Source organism: Heliophilum fasciatum (genome assembly GCF_004341395.1).
In the GTDB taxonomy this organism is placed as follows: Bacteria; Bacillota; Desulfitobacteriia; order Heliobacteriales; family Heliobacteriaceae; genus Heliophilum; species Heliophilum fasciatum.
In genome coordinates this window covers 59,129-71,493 of sequence record NZ_SLXT01000016.1, presented here as the reverse complement: position 1 = coordinate 71,493, position 12,365 = coordinate 59,129, and the positions used below count along the sequence as shown (strand labels likewise).

The 12,365-nt window shown below is 49.1% G+C and carries 9 protein-coding genes; 4 read left to right on the top strand and 5 right to left on the bottom strand.

The window, feature by feature from the left end; all coding sequences use genetic code 11:
- Nucleotides 1-203: 203 nt before the first annotated feature.
- Nucleotides 204-1,844: an IS1634 family transposase gene (locus tag EDD73_RS09540; protein ID WP_131919561.1), complete on the top strand. Its 1,641-nt coding sequence runs from the start codon at nt 204-206 to the stop codon at nt 1,842-1,844.
- Nucleotides 1,845-2,076: 232 nt separating this feature from the next.
- Here EDD73_RS09540 and EDD73_RS09535 read toward each other — a convergent pair whose 3' ends face one another.
- The gene (locus EDD73_RS09535) at nt 2,077-2,847 is read right to left on the bottom strand and encodes a DUF6904 family protein (protein ID WP_131919560.1); all 771 of its coding nucleotides are present in this window, start codon (nt 2,845-2,847) and stop codon (nt 2,077-2,079) included.
- A gap of 210 nt (nt 2,848-3,057) precedes the next feature.
- Between EDD73_RS09535 and EDD73_RS09530 the strand changes: the two genes are divergently transcribed.
- Both EDD73_RS09530 and EDD73_RS09525 read left to right on the top strand, forming a co-directional pair.
- Nucleotides 3,058-4,020: a hypothetical protein gene (locus EDD73_RS09530; protein WP_131919559.1), complete on the top strand. Its 963-nt coding sequence runs from the start codon at nt 3,058-3,060 to the stop codon at nt 4,018-4,020.
- A 62-nt stretch (nt 4,021-4,082) separates the two neighbouring features.
- Nucleotides 4,083-5,696 (top strand): AAA domain-containing protein, encoded by a 1,614-nt coding sequence (locus tag EDD73_RS09525; protein WP_131919558.1) that lies wholly within the window; start codon nt 4,083-4,085, stop codon nt 5,694-5,696.
- A 21-nt stretch (nt 5,697-5,717) separates the two neighbouring features.
- On the opposite strand, the gene EDD73_RS09520 is transcribed toward EDD73_RS09525, so the two are convergent.
- Nucleotides 5,718-7,286 carry an ATP-binding protein gene (locus tag EDD73_RS09520; protein ID WP_165876438.1) on the bottom strand — a complete coding sequence of 523 codons (1,569 nt, stop codon included), beginning with the start codon at nt 7,284-7,286 and terminating at the stop codon, nt 5,718-5,720.
- A gap of 322 nt (nt 7,287-7,608) precedes the next feature.
- The gene (locus EDD73_RS09515) at nt 7,609-8,361 is read right to left on the bottom strand and encodes a site-2 protease family protein (protein ID WP_131919556.1); all 753 of its coding nucleotides are present in this window, start codon (nt 8,359-8,361) and stop codon (nt 7,609-7,611) included.
- Nucleotides 8,362-8,457: 96 nt separating this feature from the next.
- Here EDD73_RS09515 and EDD73_RS09510 point away from each other — a divergent pair, with 96 nt between their 5' ends.
- On the top strand, nt 8,458-9,048 hold the full coding sequence (locus tag EDD73_RS09510) for a phosphohydrolase (protein ID WP_131919555.1): 591 nt from the start codon (nt 8,458-8,460) through the stop codon (nt 9,046-9,048).
- A 105-nt stretch (nt 9,049-9,153) separates the two neighbouring features.
- On the opposite strand, the gene EDD73_RS09505 is transcribed toward EDD73_RS09510, so the two are convergent.
- Both EDD73_RS09505 and EDD73_RS09500 read right to left on the bottom strand, forming a co-directional pair.
- Nucleotides 9,154-10,932 carry a nickel-dependent hydrogenase large subunit gene (locus tag EDD73_RS09505; protein WP_131919554.1) on the bottom strand — a complete coding sequence of 593 codons (1,779 nt, stop codon included), beginning with the start codon at nt 10,930-10,932 and terminating at the stop codon, nt 9,154-9,156.
- 39 nt (nt 10,933-10,971) lie between these two features.
- On the bottom strand, nt 10,972-12,108 hold the full coding sequence (locus EDD73_RS09500) for a hydrogenase small subunit (RefSeq protein ID WP_165876437.1): 1,137 nt from the start codon (nt 12,106-12,108) through the stop codon (nt 10,972-10,974).
- Between the last annotated feature and the right edge of the window lie 257 nt (nt 12,109-12,365).

Below are 12,365 nucleotides of genomic sequence, written 5' to 3'. Positions count from 1 at the left end.
TGGAGCAAATATTGTGACACTCTCAGAGGAAACGGAGAGAAACAGGGAACACAAACCTGCTCCTAAAGCAAGAGAGGAGCCCATCTACTCGACCACCCTCAAAAATATGAGCTGAATAATTAATTTCCATTTTTCTGGATTTAAAGGAGTTTTACGATCAATGTCGAATACTCTCTTGAATTGTAGTAAGAGAGGTATCCGCAATGAGTCGTATCCTTCATGGGATTTGTTCCAAACAACTTGGGCCATCGGCATTAATCGCCGGATTTACGCGCGAATTGGCGCTTCATTCCATCATTAACCGACATGTCCGGTGGGATCCGGATCAATGGAAACGCTCCCCCGGCCTACTTGTGGAAGCCATGATGGTGAATATGCTGACTTCCCGTACGCCCCTGTATCGCGTCGAAACGTTTTTTGAGTCGATGGATACGGAAGCATTATTTGGGCCGGGAGTATGTACCGAAGACTTCAATGACGATGCCATCGGAAGGATGCTGGATCGACTCCATGAAGTGAATTTGGATCATTTGTATTGTTCCGTTGTGCTGGCAGCATGGGAAAAACATCAGTTTGATCGTTCCGCTTTTCATGGCGATACGACGCGGATTCTTCTGACCGGCGAATATTCGGGGGCAATGGAAGATCCCTTAAAGATTACCTACGGATACAATGCACAAGGGATTCGCGGTGCCAAACAGTTTTCTGTCGGTGCCGTCGTCAACCGTGAAGGGATTCCCATTATGGGGAGTATCCATGACGGCAATCAAAGCGACAACACCTGGAATACCGAATTACTCGCACACTATCCCGCGATGATTACCGCACTGGGTCAGTCGGATGCCGTGTATATTGCCGACAGCAAGTTGGTCACACCCAAAAATCTTCGTAAGATGCGCAAAAAGGGAATCCGTTTTATCAGCCGTTTCCCCAATACGTACCAACTGACGAAAGATCTCATCGTGTGGGCCGAGAAAAATGCGACCTGGAGCGAACCGGTGGCGTGGAGTACCCGCAAAGGTGCATCCATCTATCGCACGCAGGAGATCACGGCGCGTTTTATGAATCATCGCTACCGTTTTGTCATCGTTCGCCCGTCCCAACTGGATGAGCGTCAAGTCAAACGATTGGAAAAAGAAGCTCAAGCGGAGAAACATCAGCTTGAGCAAGCTTGTCATGCCTTGGCGAAGCGCACCTTTGCCTGTGAAACCGATGCGCAGGAGGAATGCCGCCTCTTTGCGCGGAAGCATCGGGGGCGGTTTTATTCCGTCCATCTGACGGTCGCTTCGGAAACCAAAGTCCTCCGAAAACCGGGACGCCCAAAAGCGGGTGTGGTCTACCCAACAGAAACCGTCTATCGCGTGGACGCTGCCGTGAGTTCCCGCGATGTTGCTGCCTGGGAAAAAGCCTGTCACCAAGCGTCTTCGTTTGTGTTGATCACTTCATTAAAGCAACGCAAGGTTCATGACGCCCATGAAGTATTGCGATTGTACAAAGAGCAGAACGCTGTGGAAATGCGCTTTCGCTTTCTCAAAAATCCGACCATGTTCGATGGCGTGTTCCTCAAAAAGCCGGAGAGCATCAAAGCGCTGGGCTACTTGTTTTTGCTGGCATTGCTGATCTTTTCACTGCTGGAACTCCGGGTTCGCCGGGCTGTGGCCGAGCGAAATCGGCCACTTCATTTGCGATATCGCAAAAATATCGAAAAACCGACTGGGTTGCTGATCCTTGATACGCTGAAGACGCTAACGGTGATCTACATTCAGGAAACACCGGGGCGCTGGATACGGTACTTGCCGGATGACGTGGATTCGATTCGCTCTGCTCGCATTAGCTGGATTTGATGAATCGATTTATTTGGATGGGCTAGCGCCGATTCGTTAAGTTTCTTGGGGGATTAAATTCTGCTTTTTTATCTCAAGGGGTGCGAAAAGTGAGTACCGGTTATCCTGCTTGTACGTTTACGCGGAATGTAGCACGCGGTAATGTAACGCAAAAAACCTGAGGAGTTTTTCTCGGGTTTTTTGTGCCTCTAAATCAGAAGCGCCTATAATTCTTGTGATGAATGCTGTTGCATCACCACTCAAAATCCTCCGGATACTCGATCCCCTTCAACCGAATCAAACCTGGATCGCACTGGTACTCTCGTGCTGCTTTCGTTACCACGTCCTTGATTTGGTTATGCTCCTTATCATGGCGAAAATCGGCGATTCGTTTGGCAATGGATGACAAGCTTTTCAGCCGTTTTTCTTTCGTCAAGTTGATATAGTCGATGTTTACCACGTCGATAAACTGTGTGGTGATCTCTTCGATGCAAAGATAATCGCTGTTCATCACCGTAAGCCATCGGGCAAAAGCCGCTTCGGTAAACGTTTCCTTGACGCATTTCGTAAATTGCGCTTGAAAAAACCGGATCGTAGCAATTGTATCATCCCAGATCACCCTTTTATCCAAGGCTTCTTTGAGAATGTACTTTGTTCTTGATAAATCCTTAATGCGCAGTTGCACAAGCTCATTCAGAGCAAGCATGACAAAAAACATCTCCGGGTAGAGACAATGGCAACGGTAATACACATTGTTTTTGGGCGTAATGATGGAACGCCACTTCATTTTATCTTCGGTCATTTGGTTGTCGATCAGCTCAATTTCCCGATCTCCCTGGTAGGCATGGCGGATGTCATAGCAAACTCCAAGGACGCGCATGGAGATCCCTATATGTCTGTGGTGTCTTGCGGAGAATTCATCAATTGTAATTAAATGAAATGCTTCAACCAGATTGTAGAGGTCGTTGAAATCTCCGCTGATGGTTACGCCGGTAAGGTTTTCTGTGTTTTTAATTTCGATCATCGTTCTAATCCTTTGTTATCATTTTGACTTTCCATGCAATGAGGACTCTTACCCTGCTTTTCAGGAAAGCTTACCGACGAGCCCGTGCCATTGCTCCTTGAGTATATTCATTCCGACAGACTCTTTTCAATAGCTACATTCAACGATGTGTATTTTCCAACTGAATATGCGATAATGGAGGCAAATGCACGAAGAAAGTGAGACATTATCGTGAAAATTGACGAAGTACGACGATTGCTCAATGAATACGACGATGACGATCTGCGCTTGATCATCGCCGAGATGTACAAACGCATACCGAAGAAAATGCTTGAGGAAAAAGCCATCGATGAGTTGCTGCAAAATCCGGTTAAAGGAAAAGGGAAGCGGCCAGCCCCGCAAAACACCGTCGATCCCGGAGAAGTGTTTGCGGAAACGGAAACATTTATCGATTATGCTTTCAAGCAATACTATCTCGCGCCCAATGTATACGTTCACAAAAAGGATCGGCCTAAATGGCGTTTTTTGGCGAAACGCCTGTTTAAACAGTTAGTGCCCTTAACGCAGGATCCCCGTTGCAACCAACCGGCCACCGCGCTTTTGGTGAAATGGTACACGCTCATGTGTACGGCCAGCGGGGAGTATCTTTTCAGTACCGAAGAACCTTTTCGCTCAATGGGACTAAGCCAGGAGGAATGTTATGTTGAGGTGCTTTCTGCCTTGATCCGGAATATGGACGGACAAACCTGGATTGCACCGGCACTTTCCCTCATCGTCGATCAGTATGTGGATCGCGAAACCTTGCCTAAGTACATGATGAACGCTCTCATTGACCGGTTGAATACAGACGCCTTAAAAACCGCTGCTTTGGAGGCTTGTTGTGCCGAACTGAAGAAGCTACCTAAGCCCCGAGTCCATGAAAAGTATGAGATCAAAGAGCGCCGGGAACAGTTGGCTGAGTTTGGCATGTTCCTTTACATGGAGATGGGCGATATACCTGGCGCTTGGGATTTTATCAAAAACTATTATGGGCAACAAGAAATTGCCCTATTTGTTTTGCTGAGTGAACTACGGGTACGCAATGAGGGGAATGCCTGGCGACAGATCTTTGAGCAAGCGTCGGCGGAAGGCGTGCAGCCGCGCGATTCACTGAAAAAGGAGTACAGGCAGTACAAAGCCAAGCTGGGATTATAGCCTAGTGTCACTTCTCCTATTTTACTACCAAGCTTAGAAATACCTATAGAAGTGGTGATCTGATGACAACCTCCGCGGACCGCATCCGCGAATTCCTCCATGTTATCGAAGAAAAAATCACTGCCTTGAAAAAAAGTCAAAACGATTCCAATATTCCCCTGCATCACGGACGTTTGGTGAGCCAATCATCCGGTCGCTCTATCTATCAGTTTTCTTTAGAAAATCCTTATACGCTCGGTGATGACATACCGGGCGAACTGGAGATCGGCGGCAACCGCTACCCCTGCCAGACTATCTCCTGCCATATTATTTCCGAGCAAAATACTGGCCAAAAGAACGACCAAAACATCGACCAAAAGAGCGGCCAATGTAAGGGACTCCACGTGGCTCTCCAAGGATCACTGGGCCATTCCATCCCCGTGGCTACACTGTCGATGCATCCCAGGCACTTATGGGAGATGCTCCACCAAAAATACATAAACGCCCTTTCCACCCCTGATCAATTCGCCATGAGCGAACGGGTTTTTCAAGGCGCTTCGGAACGATTGCCCGCCCTCACCGCTCCCACTGATACTACTGATATTACTAATATCACCGATACCATCAATACCACCGCTACCACAGATGCCGATAAGGCACACGCTCTTGCTCATGCTGTCGTTGCCCATGCAAAGCAAGGTCGCCGGATACTGCTTGTTTCCCGTACCCATAGGTCCGTTGATGAAGCGATGGAGACGATCGTCCAGCATGCTGAGGGGAAGCCTCTCTATCAGCAAGGGAAACTCTTGCGTCTCGGCGGCCTTTATCCGGCACTCGGCGAGCGCTTTCCGCTGGTGCTGCCGGAAAAGATAGAAACCCAAAAGACCATGCTCCTCATACATAAAAAAAGAGCCTTGCAGTTAGAGCTGACGGCCCAGAAAGCGTCTTTGGCTCGTTATCAGAAGCTCTTTGCGTACATCGAAAAGCAAAAAAGTCATCAGGAAACAGTAGCCCATCTCCAAGCAACCATCCATGATCTTGTGCAATCCATCGACCGAGCCAAAGCCGGTCTTGCCGCCCAGCAAATTCTCATCAGAGAGCGCAATCGGCAAATGGTCGACGCTTTAAATGCCGGCTTTTTTCAAAGGATGTTTAATAAGCAAAACCCTGATCAATTGTCCGAGAAAATCCAAATCCATCAGCAAACGATCAGTGAGCAAGAAAAGGTAATCGCCGGTTTTCAACAACTCCGCTCTTTCCATCAGGACCAATTGGACAAAGCGCAAGCGGAGCTTACAACATGCACTGACGAATTAAAAACCCTTGCTGCTACGTTGGGTGTCGATCCGGATGTAGCCCTGTCGGTTAAAGAAAAGAAGGAGCAAGGCATCGTCGTAGTCGACAGGGCCATCCAATCACTCAATCAAGAAATTGAAGCGATCCGGCAACATATCCTTGATGAAGCTAAGCTGGTGGCCACAACGATGACCAACGTCGTTACCGATCGGCTTTTGGAAAAAAGCTTTTTTGACGTGTTGATCATTAACGAAGCCAACAGGGTGCCACTGCCCCTGATCTACTGGGCCGCTTCCAAGGCGACGCAGGCAGTAACGCTGGTCAGTGATGTTTCCCAATGGACAGATTACCGGCTATGTATTCCAAATAAAAACAGGGGGGACGAAATCCCCCCCCTGTGAACAACCCGGACCCAGCAAGCATTATTCTGTTTTAAATAATACTTCTGCTAACGTTTGCAATAACTGAGCCATAACAAAAGGCTTAGCGATATAAGTATAGAACCCGAATTCCTCTAACTCTTGGACTTCCTTTGATGATAGATCGCTGGTGATCGCCACGACCGGTATATCTTTGGTTTCATCAAAATTACGCAGTTGGCTCAATACATCACATCCGTGCATATCGGGCAAGCGCAGATCACTTAAAATCAGATCGGGCTTTTTACGGCAAGCCTTCTCAATACCGGTCAGGCCATCCTCGGCGGTAATCAAGCGAATATTATGGTAACGCGCCAGGATTTTGCGCATCAGTTCACGATCAGAGAGCGTATCTTCGATATAGAGTACGGTTTTGGTTTGCTCGCGGAAAAGCCGGAATTTATCCGTAGAAGTTTGCGCGGGACTGTCCACTACAGCGACAGCAGGAGGGTTGGCCTCTGGTAGATCGATAAAAAAGCAAGTACCTTGCCCGAGTCGGCTATTGACACCGATGGTGCCGTTCATTGATTGAATAAGTTTCTGACTGATCGTCAGGCCGATACCGGTGCCTTGGATCGTCGTTCGTTCCGCACCTAAGCGCTCAAAGGGCCGGAACAAGTTGTCCATTTGCGAAGGATCAATACCAATACCCGTATCTTCCACGAAAATACGGACGATCGCATTGTCCCGTTGCTCACAGCGTATCGTTACCGTGCCGCCATGGCGATTGTACTTGATCGCGTTCGAGCCGAGATTGACCAGTACTTGTTTGAGCCGGGTCGCGTCGGCGTAAAGGTACAAATCGGCTGCTGGTGGAATGACTTTCAAGTGGATCTTCGCAGCATTCGGCTGCGCTTCCAAGATGCTATGTACTTCTTTAAAAATGTGAGCAAGTTGAATTTCTTTAAGCTCAACAGGGATTTTTCCGGATTCAATCCGGGCTAAATCAAGCACATCATTGATGAGGGACAGCAGATGCCAACCGGCATTGATGATGTGATCGTTGAGGCGGATATGCTCTTCCCGTGACATCATTTCCGAGGGATCTTCCAGCACGGTTTTGATTAATTGAGAATAGCCCAAGATCGCATTCAGGGGAGAGCGCAGTTCGTGGCTCATGTTCGAAAGAAATTCAGATTTGACGCGGTTGGACTGTTCAAGCGCCTGCTCAATTTGTTTGCGATCGGTAATATCCGTTACGAAGGTGGCTTTTTGAGGCTGTCCTTCCGTATCATGGATGATGGCTGCATCGGCTAAGACGGTAATGCGTTTCCCTGATTTATTGACAACAGTCCACTCACCGCGAATCTCCGAACCATAATGCATAAAACGCTCATGCAGATCACAGAGAAGTTCTCGAGATTCCGGCGGCACAACCATGGTGAAGTGCTGACCAACTAATTCTTCTGCACGATAATCGTAAATGCGACAATAGGCAGGGTTAACGGCTTGAAAATAGCCTTTTTCATCGGTAATGCAAATACCAACGGGTGTGTGATCGATGATATTCCGTAGACGTACTTCTTGAGAAGAAAGAGCCGAATGAACGGGGATGGAAGACAAAGATTTCAAGGTACCATTTCCTTTCTTGTCAAAGTGTAGCGATGCTGCGAAGGCTATAAAAATGATATCAATCATGGCTTGTGCAATCGATGTTGTATCAACGAATAACATATATTTTGAACTGCAAATAACATTATATATCATAAAATAGCAAAGAGGTCTCAATTTTTTCAAGGAAACGTTAAGATTTTGTGAAGTCACACTGTTGCCTGTTCACAAGAGTTAGCTGATCAACTCCAACCGGAAGCAACAAGCATTTTGTACAAGTCACTAAAAAAAGCGTCTGCCCTGGACGGGCAAACGCTTTTCTAATTGTTATAGAAAGATACAATTAAATCGAGTTGTTACCCAGCAGTCCGCCCTTCAGCAACTGCAATGCTTGAAATGACTCGTAGGCGCCCCAGCCGGCGACCAAAATCATCCCGATATAGACGGAAGCGAACAAGGTTCGCTCGCTGCCATAAGCGCGGATTTGCTCGAACTGATAGGGAGAGCGATAGACGGAATACATTTGATAAGCACCCATGAGGAAAAACAAGAACAGCAACGGGTTCCCGGAGACAATGACCAGTCCGAGGAAAGCGACCAGACCGAATCCCCACATCCAAACACTCAGCGTGGAAGCCATACGGCCGCCATCCATGAAGCCAAAAGGTATCAAGTTAAAGAGATTCATGACCAGGCCCGTATAGGCCAGGGCAATCATCAGTTCCAGATCAAAAGTTGTGCCGATCAGGTAACACCCGTACGATGCAGCGATCCCCAGGGCCGGACCGCCGGCGGCCATGACGAACTCTTCCCGGGCCGACATGCTGGCCCGTCCCGGTGTGATAAAAGCACCGACAAAAGGAATAAACATGGGCGCCGATGTAGGGATGCCCACTTGCCGGGCGGCGATCACGTGACCCATTTCATGCAGAAAGATCAACAATACAAAGCCAACAGCAAACTTCCATCCGTAGAACAGCGCATAGGTCACGATCATGAAGAACATCGATATGAAGGTTTTGCCGAATTTGGCAAACTTCAAAAAGATACCTAGTTTAGAGAATAACATAAAGAACAACGCGAACAATTTGGTCATGGGCGATCTCCTTGCTTTTTTTCATTCAATTTTCTACAGATTTCGCTGGAAACCCTTTTTCTTCATTCATACTTTGTTTATCGAAAGGAAAGGTTTATGTCTGATTATATACTTACGTACTCGAAACAGAGAATGCGTCCGTTGGAACCGGCCGAAGAGGAAATTCATCTTATTGATATCGCCCATGCCTTGTCTTTAATGACCCGAGCCAACGGACATTTTCCACATTTTTATTCTGTTGCCCAGCATGCCATCAACTGCTGCAAAGAAGCAAAGAGTCGCGGCTATTCCAAGCGGGTTCAATTGGCCTGTTTACTTCATGATGCCAGCGAAAGCTATCTTTCCGATATTACCCGGCCGGTAAAGAAAAACTTGCCTGCTTACTTTCCGATTGAAGAAAAACTCCAAAAGCTCATCTATCAACGCTTCGGTCTTGGTGATCTTACGGAAGAAGAACAAGCGCAGGTCCGCCATGTTGATGATACGTTGCTTTACTATGAGTTCTATGAACTGATGGGAACGGCAATCTTTGATCAGGCTCCTGTGAAATCGATGGAGCATGATTTTACCCAAAAAGATTTTCTCAGTGTGGAGTATGAATTTATCGCTTTACATGAAAGCATCAACAGTGACTACCGTTGTCTGGGCATTGATGCTTGCCAAGGTGCTTGGGTAGCGGGATCTTAAACAAAAAGAACCGGAGATTGGCCGCCTGTGGGCACTTTCTCCGGTTCTTTATTTGCTCACTTCTTTTGGTCAGTTCTTTCGATATATGAAAGAATTGTTTTTGGATTACGGTGTCACCGTAATCGCTGTCACCGTCTGCCCGGTTGTGTCGGTCAAATGGGCGGCGCAAGCGAGGCAGGGATCAAAGGAGTGAATCGTGCGCAACAGTTCCAACGGCTTCTTTTCGTTGGCGATCGGTGTGCCGATCAACGCCGTTTCCAGTGCACCTTTTTGGTTTTTGTGATCCCGTGGTGAGCCGTTCCAGGTCGTCGGCACAACGCACTGGTAGTTGCTGATTTTGCTGTTCTTGATCTGCACCCAATGGCCGAGTGCGCCCCGCGGCGCTTCGCACCAACCGACGCCGCTGTTGCTTTTAGCGGTCTTGAGCTTTTCCCAGATGGTCGGGTCGAAGGTAGTGATGTCGCCGCCTTTGATGTTGCGGAGCAATTGATCGTAATAGTCTTTGAGCCAGTGAACAGCGAGACCCGTTTCAATGCCGCGAGCGGCCATCCGTCCCAGTGTCGAGGCCAAATCTTTGGGCGCGAGGTTCAGCTTGCGGAGCACGCTGTCGACGCTGTCGCGCACCGCAGCATGGCTGGGAGCTGATTTTTTGGCGTAGGCGACGAGCATGCGGGCCAGCGGACCGACTTCCATAGGCAGGTCGCGCCAGCGTGGCGATTTGAGCCAGGAATATTTGCCGTTGAATTCTCCGCTTGGGTCTAACGTTTCATAAGGTGGTGTCGGACCACCGTAGGCCAGGCGTGTTTCACCGCTCGAAGGATGCAGGCCGCTGCGGGAGTTGGCATACCAGGAGTGTTCCGTATATTCACGGATCTGCGAAGTGTCGTTGAGGTTCACGTCTAACACGGCGTTTAAGTTGCCATGAGTGATGATGCCGCGCGGCAGCAAGTAGGAGTTGATGTCATTGATACTGCCGGTAGGTAAGTCGCCATAAGCTAAGTAGTGGCCTGGTCCGGCGCCATAAGTGGCTGCTTCCTTGTAATAAGAACCGATGAGCAGAAGATCGGGCTTATATACTTGTTCGACAAATTCAATCGCTTCGTTGATGATCGTGCCGACGTAGGCTAACTGCTCCTGTGTAATCGTTTGGCTGGCTTCGTTTTCTTCATTTTCTTCGATTTCGTTGTCGGTACCGGCGGGAGCGGCAAAAGAACAAGCCATGCCGCCAACCACATAGTTGGGATGGGGGTTTTTGCCGCCAAAGATGGCGTGGATCTTGACGATCGAACGCTGCCAGTCCAGGGCTTCCAGATAATGAGCCACAGCGAGCAAATTTACTTCCGCCGGCAGTCGGTAAGCGCTGTGCCCCCAGTAACCGTTGCTGAAAATGCCCAGTTGACCGCTGTCGATAAAAGTTTTCAGCTTGGCTTGGACATCACGGAAATAGCCGGCACTTGATTTGGGCCAACGAGAAATCCGTTGCGCCAGTGCGGCCGTAGCGTTGGGGTCGGCTTGGAGAGCACGGGGAATGTCGACCCAATCGGGTGCATGTAAATGATAAAAGTGAACTACATGATCATGAACCAGCAACGAACTGTGCAGGATGTTGCGGATGATCTCGGCGTTGCGCGGGACCGTCACTTGCAGCGCATTTTCTACGGCCCGCAGGGACGTGAGTGCATGAACGGTGGTGCAGACGCCGCAGATGCGCTGGACAAGTGCCCAAGCGTCCCGTGGGTCGCGATCTTGCAGGATCAATTCGATACCGCGGATCATCGTACCGGCCGAAACCGCGTCGACGATACGTCCTTGATCGATTTTGGCTTCTACCCGTAAGTGGCCTTCAATCCGCGTTACAGGGTCAATAACAATTCGATTGGCCATGAAGGCGCCTCCTTGTATTTTTAATCAATTTGCTACTTGTTACGACGAGTGTGAACGGATGGGTGACCAATTTTTTCTTGATGATGCCTTGGAACCGGATGAAGAGCCCCCTTTGGGCGAACGGGAAGTCATCGCCACGGGAGCATAAAGCGATTGGCCATCGGCAGGATCCCAGCAGTTTTTCTCGGCGCAACCGAGGCAGGGATGACCTGACTGGATGGGGAAGGATGTACCGCCGTTCCAGCGCAACCGAGAACAGGCGTTATACGTAACCGGGCCTTTGCATCCGAGCTTATAGAGGCAATACCCTTGACGTGCACCGTCGTCATCAAAAGATTCCACAAAGCGGCCTTCTTCGTAATGGTCATGCCGCGGGCAGGTGGCGTGCACTGTTTTTCCATAAAATTCAACGGGCCGGCCTTGCTGATCGAGCTTGGGGAACGTGCCCGTGGCAATTTGAATGACAACAGCGGCCATGACTTCAGCAATCGGCGGGCAACCGGGTACGTTGATCACCGGCTTGTCCTTGACGAGTTCACCAACGCCCTTTGCGCCGGTAGGATTGGGCTTGGCGCTTTGCACACAGCCATAAGCGGCGCAGTTACCCCAAGCAATGACCGCTTTGGCGCCCCGGACGTCTTCTTGCAAGATATCCAGCGCTGTTCGTCCACCGACACAGCAGTAGGTGCCGTTGGCCCCGGTGGGGATGGAGCCTTCGATCGCTAGGATGTAACGACCGGCGTTGGCGGCCATAGCTTGGTGCGCTGCCCTCTCGGCGTCAATACCGGCCGCTGCTTGCAGTACTTCATGAAAATCCAGCGAGATGAGATTGAGGATGATATCGCTGAAGGGTGTTTTTTCCGAACGCAATAATGATTCTGAGCAGCAAGTGCATTCTTGAAAATTGCGCCAGATCACAACAGGGCGCGGTTGCGTGGTCAGCGCTTCAGCGATGGAAAGGGTGCTGCTGGTTTCGAGTCCGATCATAACCGTCATGGCTGTGCAAAATTCAAGAAAACGGCGACGGCTGATCCCGCGTTTTTGCAGGTGCGCCCAGGCGCTTTCGGGGTGCATTCCCCGATCGTCTGTTGCAGGTTCGGTCGCCTGATCTTGATGATGGATCTGTTGGTCGGCAGGGCTGGTAGTAATGGGATGATTACGATGGTTTTCCGGCATAAGAAACGGACCTCCTATTCTCTCAACCATTGCTCCCTTTTGCCGGCAACGCCAGTCTTGGAAGCAATTTTGGCAGGGATATACATATTCATCATAACGGATATTCGAGCAGGTTGCATGAAAAAAATATGAAAAAATTAAAGGTGCTTTGCAAGCTACCCGCTGGGAGTCACTTGTAAAATATTTTGTAACAGCGGGGTCATTTTTTTGGTATAATTTTAATAATACCTCTAATTACTCGCTCAAAGATTGATCCT

Coding starts and splice junctions, on each gene's coding strand:
- EDD73_RS09500 (WP_165876437.1), bottom strand. CDS start 12,108: ATGCCGGAAAACCATCGTAATCATCCCATTACTACCAGCCCTGCCGAC.
- EDD73_RS09525 (WP_131919558.1), top strand. CDS start 4,083: ATGACAACCTCCGCGGACCGCATCCGCGAATTCCTCCATGTTATCGAA.
- EDD73_RS09535 (WP_131919560.1), bottom strand. CDS start 2,847: ATGATCGAAATTAAAAACACAGAAAACCTTACCGGCGTAACCATCAGC.
- EDD73_RS09515 (WP_131919556.1), bottom strand. CDS start 8,361: ATGACCAAATTGTTCGCGTTGTTCTTTATGTTATTCTCTAAACTAGGT.
- EDD73_RS09510 (WP_131919555.1), top strand. CDS start 8,458: ATGTCTGATTATATACTTACGTACTCGAAACAGAGAATGCGTCCGTTG.
- EDD73_RS09505 (WP_131919554.1), bottom strand. CDS start 10,932: ATGGCCAATCGAATTGTTATTGACCCTGTAACGCGGATTGAAGGCCAC.
- EDD73_RS09540 (WP_131919561.1), top strand. CDS start 204: ATGAGTCGTATCCTTCATGGGATTTGTTCCAAACAACTTGGGCCATCG.